Source organism: Amycolatopsis sp. PS_44_ISF1, from assembly GCF_032335455.1.
In the GTDB taxonomy this organism is placed as follows: Bacteria; Actinomycetota; Actinomycetes; order Mycobacteriales; family Pseudonocardiaceae; genus Amycolatopsis.
The window spans coordinates 403,579-429,285 of sequence record NZ_JANUXO010000004.1 but is presented as its reverse complement, the minus strand read 5'-3'; the positions used below and the strand labels follow the sequence as shown (position 1 = coordinate 429,285).

Sequence of the window (25,707 nt, the reverse complement as noted above, 5' to 3'; positions counted from 1 at the left end):
CGGCTTGAGTAGTTTCCCCCCTTCGTCCCGGGTGAGTTCACGCTGACGGCGGGCCCCGGGCACCGGGCAGACTGGGAAAACGCGGGTGAGGCGCGGCTGACCCGCGTTGTGGTCCGGGGCCGGTCGAGGGCGCCGGCCCCGGAACCACCTCGCCACCGATTTTCCGCGCGGCTGGTCTCCACCGCCGCGACTCGGCCGCGCGAACCGTCCGCTCCGCAGCGGCCTCTCGGCTCAGACCTCGGCCACCCGCGCCATCAGGTCCGCGGCCAGCCGCAGGAGTTGTTGTTCGGTGGGGCTCAGCGCCCGGTCCATCGCCGTGGCCAGCCACTGCTCCCGCCGCACCGAATACTCCCGCAGCAGGGCCTTCCCGGCGGCGGTGATGTCGATCAGCGAGCGCCGCCCGTCCGAGGGGTCCGGGGTCCGGGTGATGAGTTCCCGCGAGGTCAGCGAGGCCAGCACCCGCGTGAGGGACTGCGGGTGGATCCGCTCCGCCTCGGCCAGCTCGCCCGGCGTGTGCGTCCCCCCGCGGTAGAGGCGCGACAGCACGGCCAGCACCATCGGGCCGGGCGAAGGCGCGCCGGACTCGGCGCGCATCCGCCAGTTGAGCCGGCCGACCCCGTCGCGGACCACGCGCGCCAGCGCCGCCAGTTCGTCGGCGCGGGCGGGGGCGTCGGGTTCAGTCATACCGTCACCCTAGGCGGTTTTCCCCCGCACCAGCCGGGCGTACCGGCCGTCGGCGGCCAGCAGTTGCGGGTGGGTGCCGCGCTCGACGACCCGGCCCGCGTCCAGCACCACGATCTGGTCAGCCCGCTCCACTGTGGACAGCCGGTGGGCGATGGTCAGCGTGGTGCGCCCGGTGGCGAGCCGGTCCAGCTCCGCCTGCACGGAGCGTTCCGTACGGTTGTCCAGCGCGCTCGTGGCCTCGTCGAGGATGAGCACGGGCGGGTTGCGCAGCAGGATCCGCGCGATCGCCACCCGCTGCTTCTCCCCGCCGGAGAACCGGTAGCCACGCTGTCCGACGACGGTGTCGTAGCCCTCCGGCAGCGCCGCGAGCGTGTCGTGGATGTGCGCGGCCTTCGCCGCCTGCTCCAGCTCTTCGTCGGTGGCGTCCGGCTTCGCGAAGCGCAGGTTCTCCCGCACCGAAGCGTGGAACAGGTAGGTCTCCTGAGATACCAGCCCGACGCCCCTGGCCAGCGAAGCCAGCGTGACGTCGCGGACGTCGGTGCCGTTCACGGTCACCGCACCCTCGGTCACTTCGTAGAGCCGCGCCACCAGGTACGCCAGCGTGGTCTTGCCCGAGCCGGTGGACCCGACCAGCGCCGTGGTCGTCCCGGCCGGCACTTCGAGGTCGATGTCACGCAGGACCCACGGCCCGCCCTCCTCGTAGCGGAAGGAAACCCCGCGCGTGGCGATGCTGCCCCCGCCCACTTCCAGCTCCCGCGCGCCCGGCCGGTCGCCGATCTCCACCGGCAGGTCCAGCACCTCGAAGATCCGCCCGAATAGCGCCTTGGACGTCGCCACGTCCTGCCCCACCGACTGCATCGCGGTGGCCGGCCCGAGCAGCCGGTTCATCATGCTGGTGAACGCGACCACGGTGCCGAGCGAGAACGGCGCCGCGCCACCGGCCAGGGCCAGCCCGGCGATCCAGTAGACCAGCGCGGGGATGATGGTCAGGCTCATCGTCCGCGAAGCCCGCTGCCAGCGCCCGGCCAGCGCGGCGCTGCGCTCCAGCGCCGCGATCTCCTTCGACTCGGCGGCGAAGCGGTCCCGCCCGTCCCGCTCGTTGCCCATCGTCTTGGCCAGCAGCACGCCGGTGACCGAAAGCGACTCCTCGACCAGCGTGGTCAGCCGGGCCATCCGCCGGGTCCGGCCGCGGGCCAGCGCCCGCCGCCTGGTGCCCAGCCGCAGCGTGAACAGCAGGAACAGCGGCACCACGACCAGCGCGAGCAGGGCCAGTTGCCAGTCCATCACCAGCAGCGCGACGGCGATCGCGACGGCGGTGGTGCCGTTCTGGACCACGGTCCCGGCGGTCGTGGTGATCACGTTGTCGACGCCGCCGATGTCGTTGAACACCCGGGACAGCACCTCGCCGGTCTTCGTCCGGGTGAAGAAGCCCAGCGACATCCGCTGCAGCCGCTCGTAGACCGCGACGCGCAGTTCGTTCATCACCCGCTGCCCGATCGTGTTGGACAGGCCGGTGGTCGCCACGCCGAGCGCCCCGCTGCCCAGCGAGGCGGTGATCATGCCGGCCGCCAGCACGCTGATCAGCAGCGTGTCCCGGTGCGGCAGCCCGTCGTCGAGGATCGCGCGGACCAGGAAGGGCGAGACCACGCCGAGCCCGGCTTGGAGGACCAGCAGGGCGAACAGCGCGGCCATCGGCCCGCGATGCGGCCGGAACAGCGCGGCGATGCGGCTGAACGGCACGTGCTCGTCGGCGTCGGAGGCTGGTTCGGCGAGGTCCGGACGCCGTGTCGCGGAGATTTTCATACGCTTATGTTTAACGATTTCGAGCGTCAAGTCGAGCTATTTTTCGGCTACAGAACGAGTTGTGCTTTGCAGATGATAAGCATATGCGTAGTAACCTTCCGGAGAAGGTTCGCGGGCCCGCGAGGCCGACCAGCGGCAGCGGCTACCCTCGGAGGTTGCCGGGGCCCGCCACGGGCGGGTCCGGTACGCCACGACGACCCAGCTGGAGCGTGCACACCCGTGTTCGACACCCTCTCCGATCGGCTCACCTCTGCCCTGCAGACGCTTTCGCGCAAGGGCAGGCTGTCCGACGCCGACATCGACGCCACCGCGCGCGAGATCCGCATCGCGCTGCTGGAGGCGGACGTCGCGCTGCCGGTGGTCAAGGAGTTCATCGCCCGGATCAAGGAGCGGGCCAAGGGCGCCGAGGTCTCGCAGGCGCTGAACCCGGCCCAGCAGGTGATCAAGATCGTCAACGAGGAGCTCGTGGGCATCCTCGGCGGCGAGACGCGCCGGCTGAACCTGGCCAAGAACCCGCCGACGGTGATCATGCTCGCCGGCCTCCAGGGCGCCGGCAAGACCACGCTGGCCGGCAAGCTGGCGATGTGGCTGAAGAAGCAGGGCCACGCGCCGCTGCTGGTCGCCTGCGACCTCCAGCGCCCGAACGCCGTCACCCAGCTGCAGGTGGTCGGCGAGCGCGCCGGCGTCGTCACCTTCGCACCGGAGCCGGGCAACGGCGTAGGCGACCCGGTGGACGTGGCCCGCCGCGCCATCGAAGAGGCCAAGCACGCCCAGCACGACATCGTGGTGGTCGACACCGCGGGCCGGCTCGGCGTCGACGAAGAGCTGATGAAGCAGGCCGCCGACATCCGGGACGCGGTCTCGCCCGATGAGGTCCTGTTCGTGGTCGACGCCATGATCGGCCAGGACGCGGTGACCACGGCCGAGGCGTTCCGCGACGGCGTCGGGTTCACCGGCGTGGTGCTGACCAAGCTCGACGGCGACGCCCGCGGTGGGGCCGCGCTGAGCGTGCGCGAGGTCACCGGCCAGCCCATCCTGTTCGCCTCCAACGGCGAGAAGCTCGAAGACTTCGACACCTTCCACCCCGACCGGATGGCCTCGCGCATCCTCGGCATGGGTGACGTACTGACCCTGATCGAGCAGGCCGAGCAGCACTTCGACCAGGAGCAGGCCGAGAAGGCCGCGGAGAAGCTGTCCAGCGGGCAGCTGACCCTGGAGGACTTCCTGGAGCAGATGCTCGCGGTCCGCAAGATGGGCCCGATCGGCAACCTGCTGGGCATGCTGCCCGGCGCCGGTCAGATGAAGGACCAGCTCGCCCAGGTCGACGACAAGCACCTGGACAAGCTGCAGGCGATCATCCGCGGCATGACCCCGGCCGAGCGCGACGACCCGAAGATCATCAACGGCTCCCGCCGGCTGCGCATCGCGAACGGCTCGGGCGTCTCCGTCCGCGAGGTCAACGACCTGGTCAACCGGTTCTTCGAGGCGCGCAAGATGATGGCGCAGATGGCCGGCCGGTTCGGCTTCGGCGGCGCCGGCAAGACGCGCAAGGGCAAGAAGGGGAAGAAGGGCAAGGGCGGGCGCGGTCCCACCCAGCCCAAGGTCCGTGGCGGGCTGCCCGGCGGGATGCCGATGCTGCCCCCGGGCGGGATGCCGATGCCGCCGGGCGGGAGCCTGCCGGACCTCTCCCAGCTCGGCGGGATGAACGACGTGCCGGGCTTCGACCCGACGAAGTTCAAGCTGCCGAAGAACCCCAAGAACACCTGAGGTGGGCGCGCTGCACCTGCGCGGCACCGTACTGCCCGACGGCGAGCCGCGGGAGTTGTGGATCGAAGACGGCCGGATCTCGTTCACCCCGGTGCCCGGCGCCGAGACGCTGGCGGGGGAAGGCTTCATCCTTCCCGGCCTGGTCGACGCCCACTGCCACCCCGGGCTCGGACCCCACGGCCCGACCGGGGTGGACGAGGCGGCCGAGCAGGCCGAGACCGACCGTGACACGGGCACCCTGCTGATCCGCGACTGCGGGCTGCCGCTCGACGTCCGGCCGCTGCAGGCCCGCGCCGACCTGCCCACGATCATCCGCTGCGGACGGCACCTGGCGCGGCCGAGGCGGTACCTGCCGGGCTTCGCCATCGAGCTGGAGGACCCGGCGCTGCTGCCCGGGGCCGTGGCCGAACAGGCCCGCGACGGCGACGGCTGGGTGAAGCTGGTCGGCGACTGGATCGACCGCGGCACCGGCGACCTCGCCCCGTTGTGGCCGGACGACGTGCTGGCCGAGGCCATCGGGATCGCGCACGGGCTGGGCGCGCGCGTCACCGCGCACGTGTTCGGCGAGGCCGCGCTGCCCGGGCTGATCGGCGCCGGGATCGACTGCCTGGAGCACGGCACCGCGCTGAACCCGGATCAGCTCGAGGAGCTGGCGCGGCGCGAGGTCGCGCTGGTGCCCACGCTGATCAACATCGAGAACTTCCCCGGCATCGCCGACCAGGCCGCGAAGTACCCGGTGTACGCGGCGCACATGCGGGCCCTGCACGCGGGCGTCGGCGAGATGGTGTCCACGGCCGTCGAAGCCGGGGTGCGCGTGTTCGCCGGGACCGACGCCGGCGGCATGGTGGCCCACGGCCGGATCGCCGACGAGGTCGAGGCCCTGCACCGCGCCGGGATGAGCCGGGAGCAGGCGCTGGCCGCCGCCTCCTGGGCGGCCCGCGCCTGGCTCGGCCACCCCGGCGTCGCCGACGGCGCCCCGGCCGACCTGATCGTCTACCCGGCCGATCCGCGGGTGGACCTGGCCGTGCTGCGCCACCCGGCGCACATCGTCCTCGGCGGCACGGTCTTCGCCTGACCCCCGCTGTTTTCCTTGCCGCGCCAAGGCTTTAGCGTGGGGCCCCGTGGCTCACGACGACGGTGGCAGACGGGTGCTGGGCGCTCACTGGGGTTTCGCCGCGTTCTTCGCCGGGGTCGCCGGCTACCACCTCGTCACGCTGGTCACCACGGTCGCGCTGAACCGCCAGACCGGTGAGCTCGACCCGCTTGAGCTGCCGGCCGGGCCGCTGCTCCTGCTGGCCTTCCTGCCCAACCTGATGCTGGGCCTCGGCCCGCTGCTGGGCTCTTTGCGCCACGGCGAAGGGCTCAGCCGCGACTTCGGGCTGGTGCCCACCTGGCGCGACGTGCGGATCGGCCTGGCCTTCGGCGCGCTCGCACTGGTCGTCGGCTACGGGCTGAACCTGGCGGTGATCGCCGTCTACGGGGCGGACGAGGTCTCCGACAGCCCCCTGTCGGACCTCTCCGACCTCTCGGACCTCTCGAACCTCTCGGGCAACGCCGACGCCGGTCCGGCCTGGCTCGTGCCGGCCGCGCTGATCGTGGTCCTGGCTGCGCCGTTGACCGAGGAACTGCTGTTCCGGGGCGCGCTGTGGAACGCGCTGTCGGCCTACCGCATCCCGTCGTGGGTGGTGCTGGTGCTGACCGCGCTGGTGTTCGCGCAGGTGCACGGCGAGGCCACGCGCACGATCGCGCTGTTCGGCCAGGGCCTGGTGCTGGGCCTGGCCCGGCACCACTCCGGCCGGGTCGGGGCGAGCGTGATCGCCCACGCCGCCAACAACCTGCCGCCCGCCGTGCTGCTGTTCGCCGGGCCGTGATGATCGGCGGTGACCGTCCGCGTACTGTGCGAAGTCTTCCCGGCGGCTAGGCTCGGACGGTGAGCCGAGCGATCACCGGAGGGCCGGCGTGACGACTTCCCAGCCACGGGAACCACTTCCGGGCACCGCGCCGGAGGCCGCCCCCGAACCGGTGGGCCGGCCGTGCGAGTTCCCGCCGCACCGCTGGGGGTTCGGCGCCTTCCTGCTCGTCGAGGCCGTGCTGCTGGCCTCGGCCGCGTTCGTCAGCGTGCTCGTCGGCGATCCCGCCCCGGGCCGGCCGCTGCCCATCCGGACCGTCCTGCTCGGCACCATGCTGCCGGCCATGATCGCCGCCGGCGTCGCCGTGCTGGCCACCCGCGTGCGCGGCAACGGCCCGGTGATCGACCTGCGGCTGCGCTGGCGGTGGGCGGACGTGAAGACCGGCCTGAAGTTCGGCCTGCTCGGGCTGGTGCTGACCTCGCTGGGCGCGTACGTCTGGACCGAGCTGGTGGGCGACGCCGACGCGACCTCGGCGATCAGCGCGCTGATCGACGACCGCAAGATGTCGGTGCCCGCGGCCGTGGTGATGTTCGTCTACCTGTGGCTGGCCGGCCCGATCTGCGAGGAGATCATCTACCGCGGGCTGCTCTGGGGCGCGGTGGAGCGGCTGCGGTGGCGCAGCGAGCGCTTCGGCCGGATCGCCGCGTTCGTGCTGTCCACGGCGGTGTTCGCGGCCGGTCACCTCGAACCGCTGCGGACCACGCTCCTGCTGGTCATCGCCGTGCCGATCGGGCTGGCCCGGCTGGTCACCGGGCGGCTCGCGGGCAGTGTCGTGGCCCACGCGGTGAACAACTTCCTGCCCGCGGTCACGATCCTGCTCGGCGCGCTCGGGGTGTCCTCGTTCTGAGCCGGTAGCCCGGCCTGTGTGCGGGCCCGGTGCGGCCGTCTGGCAGAATGTTCGCTTGCCTGCTTCCGTCGGACCCTCTCACCGCACGGGAGCTCCAGATCAGGATGCCCGCGGCCGTGTCCCCACTCGGCTGTCGTGCGCCCACACTCGCACCAGAGAGAACTGAGGAGTACCCACACCCGTGGCCGTCAAGATCAAGCTGCAGCGCCTCGGCAAGATCCGTGCGCCGTACTACCGCATCATCGTCGCCGACGCGCGCACCCGCCGGGACGGCAAGGCCATCGAGACGATCGGCAAGTACCACCCGAAGGAAGAGCCGAGCTTCATCGAGGTCGACACCGAGCGGGCGCAGTACTGGCTGGGCGTCGGCGCACTGCCGACCGAGCCGGTCCAGCGCATCCTCGAGGTCACCGGCGACTGGCAGAAGTTCAAGGGCCTGCCGGGCGCCGAGGGCACCCTGAAGGTGGCCGAGCCGAAGCCGTCCAAGCAGGACCTGTTCAACGCGGCCCTGGCCGCGGCCGGTGAGGAGCCCTCCGCCGAGGCCACCACGCCGAAGAAGAAGTCCGCCCCGAAGAAGGCCGAGGCCGAGAAGGCGGAAGCCGCCGAGGGCGAGAAGTCCGAGTGAGTTTTCTCGCTGACTCCCTCGAGCACCTGGTGCGCGGGATCGTCGACAACCCGGACGAGGTCCGGGTCGAGCTGCTGACCACGCGCCGTGGCCGGACGCTCGAGGTGCACGTGCACCCCGACGACCTCGGCAAGGTGATCGGCCGGGGCGGTCGTACCGCGACCGCCCTGCGCACCGTCATGGGCGGCATCGGCGGTCGAGGCGTCCGGGTGGACGTCGTCGACACCGACCGCTGACCCGGTCGTCTCCGATGGACGTCGTAGTCGGCCGGATCGCCAAGGCGCACGGGATCCGCGGGGAGCTCGCGGTGGACGTGCGCACGGACTCGCCGCAGGAGCGGTTCAAGGTCGGTTCGGCGGTCACGACGAAGCTGCGTGACGGCAGCAAGAGGGAACTCACCATCGCAGCCGCCCGCGAACACAGCGGGCGGCTGCTGGTGCGTTTCGAGCAGGTGCCGACCCGCGACGTCGCCGAGACCCTGCGCGGGGCGCTGCTCCTGGTCGACACGGCCGACCTGCCGCCGACCGGCGACCCGGACGAGTTCCACGACCACGAGCTGACCGGCCTGCGGGCCGAGCTGCTCGACGGCACGGTGGTCGGCCGGGTCGTCGAGGTCGTGCACTCACCCGCGGGCGAGCTGCTGGAGCTGGACGTCGACGGCCGCGAGGTGCTGGTCCCGTTCGTGGTGGCCATCGTGCCGACGGTGGACGTCGCGGGCGGGCGGGTGGTCCTCGACCCGCCGGAAGGCCTCCTGGACGAGGACTGAGGTGACCTTTTCCCTTCGCACCGGCACCGCCGGGCTGTACCCGGTGGCGCCCACCTGCGCCGGTCCGCCCGGTGACCAGCCGTTCCCGTGGGCTCGGCCGTCGCGGTCGGCCACCGAGCCGCGGCTCTCCCGCACCGAGCCCGGGAACCGGTGACCGGCGTGCGCATCGACGTGGTCACGATCTTCCCCGAGTACCTCGACCCGCTGCGGGCCGCGCTGCTCGGCCGCGCGATCGACCGCGGCCTGATCGAGGTCGGCGTGCACGACCTGCGCGAGTGGACCCACGACGTGCACCGGGCGGTCGACGACGCACCGTACGGCGGCGGCCCCGGCATGGTGATGAAACCGCAGGTCTGGGGCCCCGCGCTGGACGAGGTGTGCGGCGAGGGCAGCCGGCTCGTGGTGCCGACGCCGGCCGGGCGGCCGTTCACGCAGGAGCTGGCGCACGCCTACGCCGAGGAGAAGCACCTGGTCTTCGCCTGCGGCCGTTACGAGGGCATCGACCAGCGCGTGGTCGATGACGCGGCCCGGCGGATGCCGGTGGACGAGGTCTCGATCGGCGACTACGTGCTGGTCGGCGGCGAGGCCGCGGTCCTGGTCATGGTCGAGGCCGTGGTCCGGCTGCTGCCGGGCGTGCTCGGCAACGCGCGTTCGGCGGCCGAAGACTCCTTCTCCGACGGGCTGCTCGAAGGCCCCAGCTACACCCGCCCCGAGGTGTGGCGCGAGCTGGCCGTGCCGGAGGTGCTGCGCTCGGGCAACCACGCGCTGATCGACCGGTGGCGGCGCGACCAGGCCCTCGACCGGACGGCCCGGCGCCGCCCGGATCTCCTGGCCCGGCTGCCGGAGGGTAGCCTCGATCGTCGTGATCACGAGGTTCTCGACGGGCTCGGCGAGAATCCCGGCTAGACCCCCCGTGCGTTGCGGGTGCCCGCGCCTCTGCCATACTTGACCGGTTGGCGTGAGTGGACCGCCTCGTTCACGAGCCCGCCATCAGCCCCTGGGTGAGACGCAGCAGCAGTGCTGCGCGCCCGGGGAGAAGTAGTACCCAAGCCATACGAAATGACGAGGACGGACCACCGATGAACACCCTGGACGCGCTGGATGCGCAGTCACTGCGTTCCGACATCCCGGCCTTCCGCCCGGGCGACACGCTCAAGGTTCACGTCCGCGTCATCGAGGGCAACCGCGAGCGCAACCAGGTCTTCCAGGGCGTCGTGATCCGCCGCCAGGGTGGCGGGATCCGCGAGACCTTCACGGTCCGCAAGGTGTCCTTCGGCGTGGGCGTCGAGCGCACCTTCCCGGTGCACTCGCCGAACCTGGCCGAGATCGAGGTCTTCAAGCGCGGCGACGTGCGGCGCGCGAAGCTGTACTACCTGCGCGACCTGCGCGGCAAGAAGGCCAAGATCAAGGAGCGCCGCGAGAACCGCGAGACCACCTCTGCCCGCTGAGTGGCGGAACGGTTACCGGTAGCCTGGCGACGTGGTCGAACCCGTGCCCCAGAACGCCGCCGAGGATGACCCCGACCGCTCGGACGAGGAGCAGCTCGACGCTGCCCGGTCCGAGGAGGGTCGGGGCTCCCACCGGCGAGGCAAGTCCTCGAAGAAGCGGTCGTTCTGGAAAGAGCTGCCGATCCTGATCGTGATCGCCGTGGCGCTCACGATCGTGATCCAGTTGTTCCTGGCCAAGGTGTACATGATCCCTTCGGGGTCCATGGAAGCCACGCTGCACGGCTGCCCCGGCTGTACCGGCGACCGCATCCTGGTCGACCGGGTCACCTATGACTTCACCGATCCGTCGCCGGGCGACGTGATCGTGTTCAAGGGTCCGCCCGCGTGGACCGAGAACGAGGTCATGCCGACGGAGTCGGGTAACATCGTGGTCCGCGCGCTGCGCGGCCTCGGCTCGCTGGTCGGTTTCGCACCGCCGGACGAGCGTGACTTCGTCAAGCGCGTGATCGCCACCGGCGGCCAGACCGTCCAATGCTGCGATCCGCAGAACCGCGTGATGGTGGACGGCAAGGCGCTCGACGAGCCCTACGTTCACTGGGAGAACGCCGACCACCGGGTGCAGGAGAGCTTCGCCCCGGTGAAGGTGCCCCAGGGCGCCCTGTGGGTGATGGGCGACAACCGCAACAACTCCGCCGATTCGCGCTACCAGGGCGGCGGCGGTCCCAACGGCGCCGTCCCGGTCGACGACGTAATCGGGAAGGCCCGGATCATCGTGCTCCCGCCGGGCCGCTGGGGCGGTATCACCGATCACGACCCGCAGGCGAACGCCCAGCCGGTCGCGCTCGGCGCCCCGGCCTGGCAGGAGGGCCTGCCGCTCGGGGCCGGCGTGGCCGGAGCCGTTCCCACGCTTTTCCTCGGACGGCGGCTGAAGGCGGGTGTCCGCCGCAGGGCGGCCGGCCGGAGAAGCTAGGGCATGTCTGCTGTGTTCACCCACGCCTGGTTCTCCTCGGAAGAGACCCGAGAGACCATCTCCGCGAGCTCCACCCGAGACGGGTAGTGCTGCTGTGACCGTTCCCGTTCCCTGTCCCCCGGCCGAGCCACTCCGGCCGCCGCGCGCCGTCGTGCGCGGTGAGCTGCTGTGGGGCCTTCAGGGTGCGCTGGAACGGCGGGGCCTCGGGCCCGTCGCGGGGGTGGACGAAGCCGGTGCGGGTGCCTGTGCCGGCCCGCTGGTGGTCGCCTCGTGCGTGCTGCGCCCCGGGGACGGCGCGCGGCTGCCCGAGCTGACCGATTCGAAGATGCTCACGGCGAAGGCCCGCGACCGCGTGTACGACCAGGTCCTCAAGCGCGCGCTCGACTACGCGGTGATCGTCATCCCGGCCGAACAGGTCGATCTGCTCGGCATTCGGGTGATGAACCTGGAGGGAATGCGGCGCGCGGTCGCCGCGCTGCGCGACCATCCCGGGTATGTGCTCACCGACGGCTTCCCGGTCCCCGGCATCCCGGCCCCGAACGTGGCCGTCATCAAGGGTGACCGGTGCGTGGCCGGCATCGCCGCGGCTTCGGTGCTCGCGAAGGTGACCCGGGACCGGATCATGAAGGGCCTGCACGGCGAGCTGCCGGCGTACGGCTTTGACGTGCACAAGGGCTACAGCACGGCCGACCACCTGGCCGCGCTGGACCGGCACGGGCCCAGCCCGGTGCACCGCTGGTCCTACACGAACGTGGCCACCGCGGCCGCCCGGCACGGCCTCACCCCGCCGCATCCGGTCGTGCTCACCTACGCTGCCTTGGAAAACCCGAGCGTGCCGGTCCGTGCCCTGGCCGGCTCGGTGGGTAAGAATGAACGCTCCGCCGCCGGAGCAGCAGGACGAACGCGAGGAGGGGCGCGGATTTCATGAGCGCAGAGGATCTCGAGAAGTACGAGACCGAGATGGAGCTCTCGCTGTACCGCGAGTACCGCGACATAGTGGGCCAGTTCTCGTACGTGGTGGAGACCGAGCGTCGGTTCTACCTGGCCAACGCCGTGGACGTGCAGGTGCGTGACGGTGGTGGCGAGGTGTACTTCGAGGTCCGCATGTCGGACGCGTGGGTCTGGGACATGTACCGCCCCGCCCGGTTCGTCAAGCACGTCCGGGTCATCACGTTCAAGGACGTCAACGTGGAGGAGCTGGACAAGCCGGACCTCCGGCTGCCCGAGGACGGCCCGTTCTCGGGCTGACCCTCCGCCACCCGCGCCTGAAGGCCATCCGGATCCGGTCCGGATGGCCTTCAGCGCGTTCTGGGGGGTCCGACAGTTCTGCGCCCGGGCTTCGGTGTCCGCAGGGGTTTCTCCACATGGCCCCGGTTGTCCACAGGCCGGGGCGGTGGCTCTGGTGGCGGGCCCGCTCACTCTGCGAGCGTGGCTTCACACGGTCCGTGATGGTCGCGGGGTGGGTGAAGGGGGCCACGATGAAGGACAGTCTTCAGCAGCGTGCGCGGTGGCGTCGCGAGTTCGGCCGTTGGGGCGAGGACCTGGCGGCCCGGTACCTGCAGGCGGCGGGGCTCGTCCTGCTGAGCCGGAACTGGAGCTGCCGCGAGGGCGAGCTCGACCTGGTGCTCAGCGAGGGCGAACGGGTGGTGTTCTGCGAGGTGAAGACCCGTTCCGGCGACGAGTACGGCACACCGTCGGAGTCGGTCACGCCGGAGAAGGCCGACCGCGTGCGCAAGGCGGCGGAGCAGTGGCTGCGGGTGTTCGGCGTCGGCTGGTGCCGCACGCGGTACGACGTGGTCGCGGTTTTCGCGCCGGTCGGCGGGCAGCCGAGCGTGCGCCACATCGCGGGGGCGTTCTGATGCCGCTGGCGAAGGCGTGGTCGGTGGCGCTGGTCGGGATCGAAGGCCGGGTCGTGGAGATCGAGGCGGACCTGGGCGGCGGGCTGAGCCGCGTGACGCTCGTCGGCCTGCCGGACGCCGGTCTGCGCGAGGCGAAGGACCGCGTGCGCTCGGCGGTGCGGAACTCCGGCCAGCCGTGGCCCGACGGCAAGGTGACGCTGGGCCTGTCGCCGGCCAACCTGCCCAAGGTGGGCTCGGGCTACGACCTCGGCATCGCGGCGGCGGTGCTGGCGGCCACCGGTGCCGTGCCGGCCACGAAGCTGGTCGGCACGATCCTGCTCGGTGAGCTGGCGCTGGACGGCCGGATCCGGGCCGTCCGCGGAGTCCTGCCCGGGCTGCTGGCCGCGCGGGCGGCGGGTCACCGGCGCGCGCTGGTCCCGTCGGAGTCGCTGGGGGAGGCGGCGCTGGTCGAGGGCCTGGAGGTGGCGGGCGTCGCGCGCCTGGCCGACCTGGTGGCGTGGCTGAAGGACGAGGGCGAGCTGGAGCCGAGGCCCGAGCCTTCGGCCCCGGACCCGCCCGAGGTACCGGACCTGGCCGACGTCGTCGGTCAGCCGGAGGCTCGCTGGGCCCTGGAGGTCGCCGCGGCGGGTGGCCACCACCTGCTCCTGACCGGACCGCCCGGGGTCGGCAAGACCATGCTGGCGCAGCGCTTGCCGGGCCTGCTCCCGCGGCTCTCGGCCGAAGAGTCACTGCAGGTCACGGCGGTCCACTCGGTCGACGGCACCCTCTCGAAGTCCTCCCCGCTGGTCACCGTCCCGCCGTTCGTCGCCCCGCACCACTCGATCACCGTCGCGGCCCTGATCGGCGGCGGCAGCGGCCTGGCCGCCCCCGGTGCGATCAGCCGGGCCCACCGAGGCGTGCTGTTCCTGGACGAAGTCTGCGAATTCGGCGCCGAACGCCTCGATTCGCTGCGCACCGTCGTGGAGGAGGGCGAGGTCCGCATCGCGCGGGTGAAGGGCGCGGTGCGCTACCCGGCGCGCTTCCAGTTGGTGATGGCGACCAACCCGTGCCCCTGCGCCCAGCCCCGCGAGATCGACTGCACCTGTTCGTCGACGGCCCGCCGCCGTTACTTCGCGCGCCTCTCGGGTCCCTTGCTGGACCGCGTCGACCTCCGCGTCCGCCTCCGCCCGCTGACCGCGATGTCGGCTCACCTGACCCCCACCCCGGAGCCCTCCACCACAGTCCGCGCCCGCGTCCAGTCAGCCCGGGACCGAGCCGCCCACCGCTGGCAGACCCACGGCTGGCGCTCGAACTCGGAGGTCCCGGGCCCCGCCCTGCGCCGCGAGTTCCGGCTCCCCCCACCCACCACCACCCTCCTGGACCGAGCCCTGCGAAAGGGCCTCCTGACCGCCCGCGGCGCCGACCGCTGCCTCCGCATCGCCTGGACCCTCGCCGACCTGGCCGGCACCCCCCACCCCACCCCCGACCACGTCTCCGCCGCCCTGGACTTCCGCGAACGGACAACCGCCTGACTCCCGCGCCCCCGCCCCACAGCCCCATCCCACAGCCCGACGACACCCGGCGCCGCAGTTCGCCCTGCCGGTTCCGCAGCTTCGCCACGCTTGGCTGCGCAGCTTGCCCCGCCGGTCCCGCAGCTTGACGGCCCGGGCCCATCCCCGCGCTGCCCGCGTCCCTCACCCGCCCTCTCCACCCACCAGCACCGCCGCCGCACCCACCACCGAGAAGCCCTCCAGCCCCACCGAAGCCCGGCCCACCGAAGTCCCGCTCTACCGGTTCCGCCCCCAAGCCCGCACCACTCAAACCACCCGATTTACCCGAACGGAGTTGCCATGACCCGCACCATCCACCCCCAGCACGCCGCCCGGCCCGCGCCCTCCACCACGCGCCCACCCTCCACCGCGACCCCGATTCCGCACGCAACTTCGTACCCCACGTCAACCCCGCCCCCGGCCTCCACCACGGCCTCATCTCCGCGCACCGCCGCACCTCCGACTTCGCCCATGCCCCCGCCCGCTATCGAGATCTCGGCCGCGCCCGCGCCCGCCACAGCAACCCCGCCTCTGCCCAGCACCGCCCCTCCCCCCCCCGCCGCGCCCCCGGCCGCCCCCACTCCACCCCGTCACCTTCGCCTCGTTCCACCCCCGCCTGCCGACCGTCAGACCCCCGCCCAAGTCCGTGCCCGCCTCGGCTCCGTCCGAGCACTAGCGCCCGCTCCGCCGCACCCCGCGGCCCAACCGGCCTCGAGACCCAGAGGGAGTGCCGCATGAGCGTCGTCCCCCAGGCCCCGGCCGCCTCCCGCGAAGCCGAACGACTCACCCGGGCCTACCTGCTGCGCGTCGCCGAGCCGCCTTCTCCCGCGCTGTTCGCGCTCGTCGAGGCGCGCGGTCCCGTGGAGGCCGCCGAGCGGGTGCGCACCGGCGAGTGTCCGGAAAAGGTGCGCAAAGAAACCACTGCCCGCAAGCACCTGGACCTCGCCGAGCAAGATCTTGCGAAAGCCGCCGAGCACGGTGCCCGCCTGGTGATCCCCGGCGACGACGAGTGGCCGGCCTGGCCGCTGCATTCCCTCGAACTCGCGAGTGCGAGCGGGGTCCCCGACGTCACCCCGCCCCTTGCGCTGTGGGTGTGGGGACTGGCTTCGCTCGGGTCGCTGGCCGATCGGGCCGTCGCCGTCGTGGGCGCGCGGCTGTGCTCGCCCTACGGCCAGAACAACGCGGGCGAACTTGGTCACGGACTGGCCGAGAAGCAGGTACCGCTCTTCTCCGGCGCCGCGCTCGGCATCGACGCAGCCGCTCACCGCGGAGCGCTCGCGGGCTGCGGTGCGACCGTCGCGGTGCTGGGTTGCGGCGCCGACGTCAGCTACCCATCCGGCCACGAGCGCTTGCTGCAGAAAATGGTCGACCAAGGTGGCGCCGTCGTCAGCGAGTACCCGCCCGCCACGCAGCCGGCGCGGCATCGCTTCCTCGTCCGGAACCGGCTGATCGCCGCCCTCACCGACGGCACCGTCGTCGTGGAAGCCGGTCGCCGCAGCGGGGCGCGCAACACCGCGACCACCGCGGGCGCGCTCGGCAAAGTCGTGATGGCCATGCCCGGCCCGGTCCACTCACGCTCGTCGACCGGCTGCCACGACCTGATTCGCGACGGTAAAGCCACACTCGTCGCGAGCGTCGACGACGTGCTCGAAACCGTCGGCCGCTTCGGGCCGCCGCGTGAAGACACCGAGCAGCCACGTCCGACGGACGGGCTCGGCCGGGAGTCGGAGCGCGTTTACGAGGCGTTGGTCCCGCGCGCTGGCCGGTCGGCCGAGGAGGTCGCTGCGGAGTCCGGGATCCCGGTTCCGCGGGTCAGGGCGGTGCTACCGGAGCTGGAGCTCGATGGGTTCGCCGTACGCGGGGAGACCGGATGGCGCCGGATCGTCCGCTCCACACCGCTCGGGAACTTCTCGTGAACGGCCCGCCCCGCGTGGCGATGCTTGACCAACGGCGGGAGTTCGCGCAGCGTGATCGGTATGCCGTCAGGGAGCGTCCGCCGCAACGCAGCCGCGCGACCGGCCGGGCACCGAAAGGGCCCGCCGCGCCCGGACCTGCACGCGCTCCGGGAGGCGCTGCCGGAGACCGTGCGAGCCGTCGTCGCCGACTACGAGCGGCACCTGAAGCTGGAGCGCGGGCTTTCGTCGCACACCGTGCGCGCGTATGTGGGCGATGTCGTCTCCTTGCTGGCGTTCCTGACCGCGGTGGAGGAGGGCAGTCCGTCGCGCGGTTTCACCGATCTCGACATCGGACTGCTTCGGGCGTGGCTGGCGGGGCAACGGACAGGAGGGGCGGGACGGACGACCCTGGCTCGCCGAGCCGCGTCGGCGCGCACGTTCACGGCTTGGGCCCACCGGGCCGGCGTGCTGGAAACGGACCCGGGCGGTCGGCTCGCCGCGCCGCGGGCGCACCGGACGCTGCCGGGTGTGCTGCGCGAGGACCAGGCAGACGAGCTGATGCGGGCGTCGGAGGCCGGTGCCGCCCAGCGTGATCCGGTCGCCCTGCGTGACCGCGCGATCGTCGAACTGCTGTACGCGTCTGGCATCCGGGTGTCGGAGCTGTGCGGATTGGACGTCGGGGCGATCGATTTCTCCCGGCGCGTCGTCTCGGTGATCGGGAAGGGGGACAAGGAGCGGATGGTCCCGTTCGGCGTCCCGGCGGCCGGCGCGCTCACCACGTGGCTCGAAGCGGGCCGCCCGGAACTGGTTTCGGAGCAGTCCGCGCACGCGCTCTTCCTGGGCGTTCGTGGCAAACGGCTCGATCCGCGGGCCGCGCGGCGGGTGGTGCACGAGGCCATCGCCGCGGTGCCCGGGGCGGTGGACATGGGGCCGCACGGACTGCGGCATTCGGCGGCAACCCACCTGCTGGAGGGAGGTGCCGATCTCAGGAGCGTTCAGGAACTGCTCGGTCACGCTACGCTTGCCACGACGCAGCTCTACACTCACGTGACCGTCGATCGGCTGAAGGCGATCCATGACCGAGCCCATCCACGGGCCTGACGAGGCCGGTGGTGACTCGGCCCTGAAAGCCGGGGCCGAACCGGCGGCGCACGCGCATCCGCACGAGCACGGAGACCACACTGATCCGCATGCCGAGAACGACCGTGCAATGAGTTCCACGCCTCCGGCCACGGAAGCGGGGGTGAGCGCCCCCGGCACCGAGGACGCCGTCACTGCCGACGGACGTCCTGGTCACGATGTCGACGCGGGGATTCAGGCGCTGTGGCAGCAGTTCGCCGACCAGCCGGACCAGTCTTCGCGCGACCGGCTCGTGCTGCACTACGCGCCGCTGGTCAAGTACGTCGCGGGCCGCGTCGGCACCGGCCTGCCGACGCACGTCGACGTGGGCGACCTCGTGCAGTCGGGCATCTTCGGCCTGGTCGACGCCATCGAAAAGTTCGAACCGGCCCGCGGCCTGCGCTTCGAGACGTACGCGATGCAGCGAATCCGCGGCGCCATCCTCGACGATCTGCGCGCCCAGGACTGGGTGCCGCGCGCTGTGCGAAGCAAGGCGAAAGAGACCGAGCGCGCTCTCGAACGCCTCGGCGCGCGCCTGCACCGCGCCCCAACGGATGCCGAACTGGCCACCGAACTCGGCGTCAGCCTCGACGACCTGCGCGACTTTTACGGCCAGCTGCAGCTCACCAGCGTCGTGGCGCTGGAAGACCTCGTCTCCGCCGGCAAGGACAGCGGCTCGTTGGTCGACACCCTCCCCGACGACGGCGCCGTGGACCCGGTCGCCATCCTCGTCGACCAGGACAACCGCCGGCAGCTCGCGGAGGCCATCGCCCAGCTGACCGAGCGGGACAAGATCGTGGTCAGCCTGTACTACTTCGAAAGCCTCACCCTCGCCGAGATCGGCAAGGTCCTCGGCGTGACGGAGTCGCGGGTCAGCCAGCTCCACACCCGCGCGGTGATGCGGCTGCGGGCCAAACTCGTCGAGCAGCCGGCTACCTGACCGCTCGCTTGGCTACCCCGCCGCTTGCTGAGCTATCTGACCGCTTCGCTACCAGACCGCTTGCTGGTCTACTTCGGCCGCGCTGGACCGGCTGGCCGCTTGCCGGGAGGCCGACTTAGCGCGCTGGCCGAGTCGCGGGGTGACTCGCTGGGTAGGACGCTCGTGCTCGTGATGAGTCACGATCCACGGTGTGTTCGGCCGCTGCCGGTTCGCCGGATGGCCGCCGGTCTGGTGGGCGTCCCACGACGCTGAGGGCGGTGGGTGGAATCGATTCATCCGGGCGGGATACGGCGGGAGCCGTTCGGCCAGGGTCCGGCACGGTGCGCCGACCGCGGTCAGGGGCCACCTCCCCAGGGTTTGAGCCGGACTCGGCTGGGGGTGCCGGTCAGGGCTAGCGGGTCTACGTACTCCACGCCGCGGCGGGCGCCCCAGTGCAGGCAGGCGGGGAGGGGACAGCCCGGGTGGCCGGGTGTGACCGTCCCCAGTGGTTGGCCCCGGTAGATCTGCTCACCGGTGGTGACGGTCGGGGTGAGCGGCTGGTAGGTGGTGCGAAGGCCGGCGTCGTGGTCCAGCGACACCACCCCGTGGCCGGCGACCTGACCGGCGAACACGACGACGCCCAGGTCTGCGGCCAGCACTTCCTGACCGGGCGCTGCCGCCAGGTCGACCCCGCGATGGCCTGGTCCGTAGGGCGATTCGGGGGCTTCGAAGTACCGCGTCACGTTCGGCCGTGGTGACAGCGGCCAGGCCAACCGCCCGGTCTGCGCGATGGAGGGCGGAATGGTCCTCTCGCTGGGAGCGGTCCGTGTGGCGGCTGCGCTGTCCTGCGGCGCTTCTATTGGCTTGGTCGTTTCGGTTGGCTCGGACGCGGCTGGTGACAAGGGTGCGGTGGTTACCGGTGTGCCGACGGCTCTGGCTGGCGCGGTTACGAGACTGGGCAGGGGAAGCACCAGCACCACGGCGACCAGCAAGGCCAACTGTGCTTGACGGAGGGATGGCCAGCTCGGGGCCGTCGCCAGGAACTGGTGGGGGAGTGCGCCCTTCTGCCGTTCGGGTGATCGGAGAGCGAGCCGTAGCAGCCGGATCGTCGACCTGATCGGGGAGCTTCGCGGTGACCGGTGGCGGGGAGGGGGAGGGATCCGCTCCGGGGTTCGACGTGGTCGGTCAGCCGAGCGGAGGGGAAGTCGGTGGTTTTGGCGGCGAGAGAGTGGCTGCCACCGTGCCGGGGAGGAAGCGCGGTGGCGGTTGAGGCGCGCGGCCGGTGAACCGCGGCGACGGCTGTGACGCACGGCGGGCGAAGCGCGGTGGCGGCCGCGGTGGTGGCGGCCGAGGTGACCGCCCGAACCGGGGTGGGTGATGCGGCGGCCGGACTCAACGTGGCTGTCCTGAAGGTGGGGATTGCCGGGACCGAAGCTGGTGTCTGGGCCAGGAGCTTCGATCGAGGTACGGGGATGGTGACTGCCGCCACCGCCACCGCCAGGATCAGCACGGCCAGAGCCACAGTTGGCACGGCAAGCATTGGCGGTATGGCCACCGGCGCGGTCACCACTGTCACTGCGGTCGGCAGCCTCAGTGGCTCCAGCAGCCCTAGCAGCATCGGGAGGGCCATCGCCGCGGCCTGCTTGGCCATGCTGGTCCGCAGTGCCAGCAAGGCCCGCCCGGTTACACCGGTCAGCGTCATGACCGGCGCAGCCGCACCGGTCAGCAACGTCAGCAAGGCCATCATCACGGCCTGCACAGTCGTTCCAGTCAGCATCAGCACCATGGCCCGCGCAGCCGCATCGGTCAGCAGCATCGGGAGGGCCATCGCCGCGGCCTGCGTGGCCGCGCCGGTCAGCAGCGCCGGTCGTGGCGTCGCTGACGTCGGCGGAGTGGCAGCCGCCGGTGAACCAGCAGGTCGAGCCATCGCAAAGGCGGCCGCCGGTGTTGTGGGCGGCCTGATCCGCGTAGCCGGTGGTGGGCTGGGACGGTGGGGAAGAGCGGGTCCTCGTCACGGGTTCCATGGTTCGGCAGACCGGCGGCGGGCGGGGGGCGTGCGGGGGAGTTGTGCACAGGTTGGGGCGGTTGTGGACAACTCGGCCGGGGCCGGGTGCTGCCGGTGGGGGCGTCGCTGGTGGCAGGGGGTAGAATCTGTTCCGCAGTCCATTCGAATGGACTGACTTCGCGTGTACGTGCTCGCATCCCCGGCCGGTTCCGTCTCTTCCGGAGGCTCGGACGGAGGGTCGCACGGTGCCCGGCGGTCCCTGTGGGGGTTCTGGCGAACTCCCGGGGTCCGGGCTCCGGCACGGCACCAGGGCGAGCGGCCACCCGGTCGCGAGCGACAAAACCGATCAGCGCGTCGGCGGGGAAACCGCGGGCGGGCGTGAGACAGAAAAGGTGTGATTCCGGCAATGGCCGTCGTCACCATGAAGCAGCTGCTCGACAGCGGCGTGCACTTCGGGCACCAGACGCGTCGGTGGAACCCGAAGATGAAGCGCTACATCTTCACCGAGCGCAATGGCATCTACATCATCGACCTGCAGCAGACGCTGACCTACATCGACCGCGCGTTCGAGTTCATCAAGGAAACCGTCGCGCACGGTGGCACGATCATGTTCGTCGGCACCAAGAAGCAGGCTCAGGAAGCCATCGCCGCCGAGGCCGCGCGCGTGGGCATGCCCTACGTCAACCAGCGCTGGCTCGGCGGCATGCTGACCAACTTCCAGACCGTGCACAAGCGCCTCCTGCGCCTCAAGGAGCTCGAGGCCCAGGAGCAGACCGGTGGCTTCACCGGCCTCACCAAGCGCGAGATCCTGACGCTGACCCGCGAGAAGGACAAGCTCGAGAAGACCCTCGGCGGTATCCGGGACATGTCGAAGGTCCCGAGCATCGTGTGGATCGTCGACACGAAGAAGGAGCACATCGCCGTCGGCGAGGCTCGCAAGCTCAACATCCCGGTCGTCGCGATCCTGGACACCAACTGCGACCCGGACGAGGTCGACTACCCGATCCCGGGCAACGACGACGCGATCCGCTCCGCCGCGCTGCTGACCAAGGTCGTGGCCGAGGCCGCCGCCGCCGGTCTGATGGCCCGCTCCAGCCGCAACGGTGCGTCCGCCGACACCAAGCCGGAGCCGGGCGTCGCCGCCGACGAGCCGCTGGCCGAGTGGGAGAAGGAGCTGCTGGCCGGCTCGGAGACCGCGTCCGCCGACGCCACCGAGGCCGCCGCGGCGACCGAAGCGGCCACCGCGACCGGGACCCCCGCCGCCGAGCCGGCCGAGGCCGCTGCCGCTCAGCCGGCCGCGGAGCAGCCCGCCGCCGAGCAGGCGACCGCCTCCTCCTGATGTTGCCAGGTGCCCGTGCGGCCGGTCCCGGCCGGCCGCACGGGCGCTGATCACCTCACACGTACCTGAAACGGACGGATTCAACCCGATGGCGAACTACACCGCCGCTGACGTGAAGCGCCTGCGCGAGATGACCGGCGCGGGCATGATGGACTGCAAGAAGGCCCTCGAAGAGAACGACGGCGACTTCGACAAGGCTGTCGAGTTCCTGCGCATCAAGGGAGCCAAGGACGTCGGCAAGCGCGCCGAGCGCGCCACGGCCGAGGGCCTCGTCGCCGGCGACGGCGGCGTGCTGATCGAGCTGGACTCCGAGACCGACTTCGTCGCGAAGAACGCCGACTTCCAGGATCTGGCCGCGAAGATCGTCGCGGTCGCGAAGGAGCTCAAGACCAGCGACGTCGAGGCGCTCAAGGCCGCCGAGCTGGACGGCAAGACCGTCATCGAGGTCGTGCAGGAGCTCTCGGCCCGCATCGGCGAGAAGCTCGAGCTGCGCCGGGTGGTCTCCTTCGAGGGCCAGACCACCTCGTACCTGCACCGTCGGGGCTCGGACCTGCCGCCCGCCGTCGGCGTGCTGGTCGAGTTCACCGGTGACGACGCCGAGGCCGCCCGCGGGGCCGCCATGCAGGTCGCCGCGCTGCGCGCGAAGTACCTCTCCCGCGAGGAGGTGCCGGCCGAGACGATCGAGAACGAGCGCCGCATCGCCGAGCAGACCGCCCGCGAAGAGGGCAAGCCCGAGCAGGCCCTCACCAAGATCGTCGAGGGCAAGGTCACCGCCTACTACAAGGACAACGTCCTGCTCGAGCAGCCTTCGGTCAAGGACAACAAGAAGACCGTCAAGGCCCTGCTCGACGCGGCCGGCGTGACCGTGACCCGGTTCGCCCGGTTCGAGGTCGGCCAGGCCTGAGCCAGGCACTGGGACTAGTCTTCACCAACTGTGCCCCGTCTCCGCGGTTCGGGGGCGGGGCACAGCCGGGTCCAGGCGGGCCCGCCGGCTCCCCGGGAGGCGGCCATCGAACACAGGAGGCGACATACATGGGTGACCGCGTCGAGGGCGGCTACCGGCGGGTGCTGCTGAAGCTGGGCGGCGAGATGTTCGGCGGCGGCTCGATCGGGGTCGATCCCGACGTCGTGCACTCGGTGGCGCAGCAGATCGCGGCGGTCGCGCGCACCGGGGTCCAGATCGCGGTGGTGATCGGCGGTGGCAACTACTTCCGCGGTGCGGAGCTGTCCCAGCGGGGCATGGACCGGGACCGCGCCGACTACATGGCCATGCTGGGCACCGTGATGAACTGCCTGGCCCTGCAGGACTTCCTGGAGAAGGAAGGCCTGCCCACCCGCGTGCAGACCGCCATCACCATGGGCCAGGTCGCCGAGCCGTACATCCCGCGCCGCGCCGAGCGGCACCTGGAGAAGGGCCGCGTGGTCATCTTCGGCGCCGGAGTCGGCATGCCGTACTTCTCCACCGACACCGCCGCCGCGCAGCGCGCGCTGGAGCTGGGTTGCGAGGCCGTGCTGATGGCCAAGGCCGTCGACGGCGTCTACACCGCCGACCCGAAGAGCGACCCGGACGCGAAGATGTTCCGCGAGATCACCCACCGCGAGGTGCTGGAGCGCGACCTCAAGGTCGCCGACGCCACCGCGTTCAGCCTCTGCATGGACAACAACATGCCCATCATCGTGTTCAATCTGCTCACCGAGGGGAACATCGCCCGCGCGGTGGGTGGTGAGAGGATCGGGACGCTGGTCAGCACCCCCGCCGGCGGGGCGTCGGCGTAGACCTGCTGGGATCATCCGCAGGGTCCAACCATCACAACACCGGGAGTTAGCCGTGATCGACGAGACCCTCCTCGACGCCGAGGAGAAGATGGAAAAAGCGGTGTCCGTCGCGAAGGACGACCTGGCGTCCGTGCGGACCGGCCGGGCGAACCCGTCGATGTTCTCCGGGATCGTCGTCGAGTACTACGGCGCGATGACCCCGCTGAACCAGCTGGCCGGCGTCAACGTGCCCGAGGCGCGCATGGTCCTCATCAAGCCGTACGACCAGACCCAGCTGGGCGCCATCGAGAAGGCCATCCGCGAGTCCGACCTCGGGGTGAACCCGAGCAACGACGGCAACGTGATCCGCATCGTCATCCCGCAGCTCACCGAGGAGCGGCGCAAGGAGATGGTGAAGGTCGCCAAGGGCAAGGGCGAGGACGCCCGCGTGTCGATCCGCGGCGTCCGCCGCAAGGCCAAGGAAGAGCTGGACCGGATCGTCAAGGACGGCGAAGCGGGTGAGGACGAGGTCGCGCGCGCCGAGAAGGAGTTGCAGAACCTCACCGACACCTACTCCCACCAGGTCGACGAGCTGGTGAAGCACAAGGAAGCCGAGTTGCTCGAGGTCTGATGAGCCAGGTGAGCGAGGAACGAGAAGAGCGGGTGGAGCCCACCCCGCCGGAGCCGGTCGGGAAGCCGGCTCCGGCCGAGCCGCCCCCGCCGGAGCCCACCGCATCCAGCGCCTCCAGGGCCGGCCGGAACCTGCCCGCGGCCATCGGCGTGGGCTTGCTGCTCGGCGTCGCGATCATCGTCTCCCTGCTCACCGTCCGGTTCGTCTTCATCGGGATCATCGCGGTCGCGATCGGCGTGGGCACGTTCGAATTCGCCGGGGTGCTGCGCCGGGTGGCGAACCTCCGGGTCGCGATGATCCCCGTGCTCGTCGGCGGCCAGGCGATGATCTGGCTGGCCTGGCCGTTCGGCCGGGAGGGCGCGCTCACCGCGTTCGTGCTGACGGTGCTGGCCTGCCTGGTCTGGCGGCTGCCCGGCGGCGCGGACGGCTACCTGCGCGACATCGCGGCCTCGGTGTTCGCCAGCGCGTACCTGCCGCTGTTCGGTGCGTTCGCCGCGATGCTGGTGCCGCCGGACGACGGTGTCGGCCGCGTGCTGACCTTCCTCATCGCCGTGGTCGCCTCCGACACCGGCGGCTACATCGCCGGTGTGCTGGGCGGCAAGCACCCGATGGCGCCGACCATCAGCCCGAAGAAGTCCTGGGAGGGCTTCGCCGGGTCGATGATCGCCGGAATCGCCGCCGGGGTGCTGACGATCGGCCTGATGCTGCACGGCCAGGCCTGGCAGGGTGCGGTCTTCGGCGTGGCCATCGTGCTCACCGCCACGCTCGGCGACCTGGTGGAATCGCTGATCAAGCGGGACCTCAAGATCAAGGACATGGGCACGATGCTGCCCGGTCACGGCGGCATCATGGACCGGCTGGACTCGCTGCTGCCCTCGGCCGTGGTCTCCTGGCTGCTGCTCTCGGCCTTCATCCCGTCCTGACCGGCCGGCCCTTCGACCGCGTTCCTCGCCGAACTGTGGCGAGGGCCGGACTTCAGTCGTCGTAGGGGTCGTCGACCTCGGCGCGGCCGATGTCTTCGAGCCTGCGCGAGTGGTCGATCACGGCGAACACCGCGCCGTCCGGGTCGGCCAGGATGGCGACGCGGCCGAACGGGGTGTCGTAGGGCTGCACGACCACGGAACCGCCGAGCATCAGCGCCTGGCCCGCGGTCGCGTCCGCGCCGCGCGCCGGGTCGACGTCGAAGTAGACCAGCCAGTGCGGGGGAGTGTCGCGGGTGTACTCCGCGCCCATCACGTAGCGGTAGAGCACCGGCGCGTGGTCGATCAGGTACTCGGCGTAGTCGACGCTGTCCCCGTCGCCGATCTGGTGGCAGGAGTAGGTGAAAAGCTTGCTGTAGAAGTGGTCCGCGGCCACGCCGTCGTGGGTGTTGAGGTCTGCGCCGCTGAAGGTGTTGGGCTGGTCGGTGGCGAACGCCCAGTCGGGCGGGGCCTCCCAGAACACCACGGGCGCACCGCAGGCGTCGAGGACGTGCAGGATGTTGCCGCGCCCCGGGATCGCCGTCGGACCGAGCGTGACCTGGCCGCCGAGGTGCTCCACCCATTCGGCCGCGCTGGCGGTGTGCGGCACGGAAATGTGCAGGGTCCATCCGGGCGGGCTGTGGCTCCCGCGCTGATAGAGGCCGCTGGTGGGCGTCCCGCCCAGCGAAGCGATCGAGTAGCGCCCGGTCGGTGTCGCGGGATCGCGGCGCACCTCGTACTGCCAGCCGAACAGACCCGTGTAGAACTGCTGCGACAGCGTTTCGTCGACGCAGGAGACTTCTATCCAGCAGGGCAGACCGGCCGGCACCGGTGACGGATGGGCCGAGTCGAACGCCATGCGGGGACCTCCTCTTGG

At 71.5% G+C, this 25,707-nt stretch carries 27 protein-coding genes; 23 read left to right on the top strand and 4 right to left on the bottom strand.

Going from position 1 to position 25,707, the window contains the following annotated elements; genetic code table 11:
• Nucleotides 1–231: 231 nt before the first annotated feature.
• Nucleotides 232–684: a MarR family transcriptional regulator gene (locus NYF13_RS31845; RefSeq protein WP_315661632.1), complete on the bottom strand. Its 453-nt coding sequence runs from the start codon at nt 682–684 to the stop codon at nt 232–234.
• Between the two features lie 9 nt (nt 685–693).
• The gene (locus NYF13_RS31840; protein ID WP_315661631.1) at nt 694–2,487 is read right to left on the bottom strand and encodes an ABC transporter ATP-binding protein; all 1,794 of its coding nucleotides are present in this window, start codon (nt 2,485–2,487) and stop codon (nt 694–696) included.
• Nucleotides 2,488–2,706: 219 nt separating this feature from the next.
• On the opposite strand from NYF13_RS31840, the gene ffh reads away from it, so the two are divergent.
• The 18 genes from ffh to NYF13_RS31750 all read left to right on the top strand — a co-directional run bounded on the left by ffh (nt 2,707) and on the right by NYF13_RS31750 (nt 18,162).
• Complete coding sequence (gene ffh, locus NYF13_RS31835) at nt 2,707–4,254, top strand: signal recognition particle protein (RefSeq protein WP_315661630.1); 1,548 nt, start codon at nt 2,707–2,709, stop codon at nt 4,252–4,254.
• A 1-nt stretch (nt 4,255) separates the two neighbouring features.
• A complete protein-coding gene (locus tag NYF13_RS31830; RefSeq protein WP_315661629.1) occupies nt 4,256–5,329 on the top strand; it encodes an amidohydrolase family protein in 1,074 nt (357 codons plus the stop codon).
• 46 nt (nt 5,330–5,375) lie between these two features.
• Nucleotides 5,376–6,125: a CPBP family intramembrane glutamic endopeptidase gene (locus NYF13_RS31825; protein WP_315661628.1), complete on the top strand. Its 750-nt coding sequence runs from the start codon at nt 5,376–5,378 to the stop codon at nt 6,123–6,125.
• Between the two features lie 88 nt (nt 6,126–6,213).
• A complete protein-coding gene (locus NYF13_RS31820) occupies nt 6,214–7,011 on the top strand; it encodes a lysostaphin resistance A-like protein (RefSeq protein ID WP_396287784.1) in 798 nt (265 codons plus the stop codon).
• 181 nt (nt 7,012–7,192) lie between these two features.
• Complete coding sequence (gene rpsP, locus NYF13_RS31815) at nt 7,193–7,636, top strand: 30S ribosomal protein S16 (protein WP_315661627.1); 444 nt, start codon at nt 7,193–7,195, stop codon at nt 7,634–7,636.
• The gene (locus NYF13_RS31810; RefSeq protein ID WP_003103110.1) at nt 7,633–7,872 is read left to right on the top strand and encodes an RNA-binding protein; all 240 of its coding nucleotides are present in this window, start codon (nt 7,633–7,635) and stop codon (nt 7,870–7,872) included. The genes rpsP and NYF13_RS31810 overlap by 4 nt, the downstream gene beginning before the upstream one ends.
• Nucleotides 7,873–7,886: 14 nt before the next feature.
• A complete protein-coding gene (rimM, locus tag NYF13_RS31805; RefSeq protein WP_315661626.1) occupies nt 7,887–8,402 on the top strand; it encodes a ribosome maturation factor RimM in 516 nt (171 codons plus the stop codon).
• A gap of 1 nt (nt 8,403) precedes the next feature.
• Nucleotides 8,404–8,556 (top strand): hypothetical protein, encoded by a 153-nt coding sequence (locus NYF13_RS31800; protein ID WP_315661625.1) that lies wholly within the window; start codon nt 8,404–8,406, stop codon nt 8,554–8,556.
• Nucleotides 8,557–8,561: 5 nt separating this feature from the next.
• Nucleotides 8,562–9,308, top strand: a complete 747-nt coding sequence (gene trmD, locus NYF13_RS31795; protein ID WP_315661973.1) for a tRNA (guanosine(37)-N1)-methyltransferase TrmD — start codon at nt 8,562–8,564, stop codon at nt 9,306–9,308.
• A gap of 173 nt (nt 9,309–9,481) precedes the next feature.
• Entirely contained in the window at nt 9,482–9,850 is a 369-nt protein-coding gene (gene rplS / locus NYF13_RS31790; protein WP_315661624.1) for a 50S ribosomal protein L19, read from the top strand.
• 31 nt (nt 9,851–9,881) lie between these two features.
• Nucleotides 9,882–10,820 carry a signal peptidase I gene (gene lepB, locus NYF13_RS31785; protein WP_315661623.1) on the top strand — a complete coding sequence of 313 codons (939 nt, stop codon included), beginning with the start codon at nt 9,882–9,884 and terminating at the stop codon, nt 10,818–10,820.
• A gap of 94 nt (nt 10,821–10,914) precedes the next feature.
• Nucleotides 10,915–11,748: a ribonuclease HII gene (locus tag NYF13_RS31780; protein ID WP_315661622.1), complete on the top strand. Its 834-nt coding sequence runs from the start codon at nt 10,915–10,917 to the stop codon at nt 11,746–11,748.
• A complete protein-coding gene (locus NYF13_RS31775; RefSeq protein WP_003096226.1) occupies nt 11,745–12,068 on the top strand; it encodes a DUF2469 domain-containing protein in 324 nt (107 codons plus the stop codon). Before NYF13_RS31780 ends, NYF13_RS31775 begins: the two co-directional genes overlap by 4 nt.
• A 230-nt stretch (nt 12,069–12,298) precedes the next feature.
• Nucleotides 12,299–12,679, top strand: coding sequence for a YraN family protein (locus NYF13_RS31770; RefSeq protein WP_315661621.1), 381 nt, complete (start codon nt 12,299–12,301; stop codon nt 12,677–12,679).
• Nucleotides 12,679–14,190 (top strand): YifB family Mg chelatase-like AAA ATPase, encoded by a 1,512-nt coding sequence (locus NYF13_RS31765; protein ID WP_315661620.1) that lies wholly within the window; start codon nt 12,679–12,681, stop codon nt 14,188–14,190. Before NYF13_RS31770 ends, NYF13_RS31765 begins: the two co-directional genes overlap by 1 nt.
• A gap of 752 nt (nt 14,191–14,942) precedes the next feature.
• Nucleotides 14,943–16,124, top strand: a complete 1,182-nt coding sequence (gene dprA / locus NYF13_RS31760) for a DNA-processing protein DprA (RefSeq protein WP_315661619.1) — start codon at nt 14,943–14,945, stop codon at nt 16,122–16,124.
• A 168-nt stretch (nt 16,125–16,292) separates the two neighbouring features.
• A complete protein-coding gene (locus NYF13_RS31755; protein WP_315661618.1) occupies nt 16,293–17,204 on the top strand; it encodes a tyrosine recombinase XerC in 912 nt (303 codons plus the stop codon).
• Nucleotides 17,179–18,162: a FliA/WhiG family RNA polymerase sigma factor gene (locus NYF13_RS31750; protein ID WP_396287783.1), complete on the top strand. Its 984-nt coding sequence runs from the start codon at nt 17,179–17,181 to the stop codon at nt 18,160–18,162. Before NYF13_RS31755 ends, NYF13_RS31750 begins: the two co-directional genes overlap by 26 nt.
• A gap of 335 nt (nt 18,163–18,497) precedes the next feature.
• On the opposite strand, the gene NYF13_RS31745 is transcribed toward NYF13_RS31750, so the two are convergent.
• Nucleotides 18,498–18,944, bottom strand: coding sequence for a M23 family metallopeptidase (locus NYF13_RS31745; RefSeq protein WP_315661971.1), 447 nt, complete (start codon nt 18,942–18,944; stop codon nt 18,498–18,500).
• A 1,608-nt stretch (nt 18,945–20,552) separates the two neighbouring features.
• Here NYF13_RS31745 and rpsB point away from each other — a divergent pair.
• From rpsB to NYF13_RS31720, 5 genes are all read left to right on the top strand, one after another.
• Nucleotides 20,553–21,485 (top strand): 30S ribosomal protein S2, encoded by a 933-nt coding sequence (rpsB, locus tag NYF13_RS31740; protein WP_315661617.1) that lies wholly within the window; start codon nt 20,553–20,555, stop codon nt 21,483–21,485.
• An 88-nt stretch (nt 21,486–21,573) separates the two neighbouring features.
• On the top strand, nt 21,574–22,389 hold the full coding sequence (gene tsf, locus NYF13_RS31735) for a translation elongation factor Ts (protein ID WP_315661616.1): 816 nt from the start codon (nt 21,574–21,576) through the stop codon (nt 22,387–22,389).
• Between the two features lie 128 nt (nt 22,390–22,517).
• Nucleotides 22,518–23,261 (top strand): UMP kinase, encoded by a 744-nt coding sequence (gene pyrH / locus NYF13_RS31730; RefSeq protein WP_315661615.1) that lies wholly within the window; start codon nt 22,518–22,520, stop codon nt 23,259–23,261.
• A gap of 52 nt (nt 23,262–23,313) precedes the next feature.
• Nucleotides 23,314–23,871: a ribosome recycling factor gene (gene frr, locus NYF13_RS31725; protein WP_315661614.1), complete on the top strand. Its 558-nt coding sequence runs from the start codon at nt 23,314–23,316 to the stop codon at nt 23,869–23,871.
• Complete coding sequence (locus tag NYF13_RS31720) at nt 23,871–24,794, top strand: phosphatidate cytidylyltransferase (RefSeq protein ID WP_315661613.1); 924 nt, start codon at nt 23,871–23,873, stop codon at nt 24,792–24,794. Before frr ends, NYF13_RS31720 begins: the two co-directional genes overlap by 1 nt.
• A 52-nt stretch (nt 24,795–24,846) precedes the next feature.
• Here NYF13_RS31720 and NYF13_RS31715 read toward each other — a convergent pair whose 3' ends face one another.
• A complete protein-coding gene (locus NYF13_RS31715) occupies nt 24,847–25,689 on the bottom strand; it encodes a VOC family protein (protein ID WP_315661612.1) in 843 nt (280 codons plus the stop codon).
• Between the last annotated feature and the right edge of the window lie 18 nt (nt 25,690–25,707).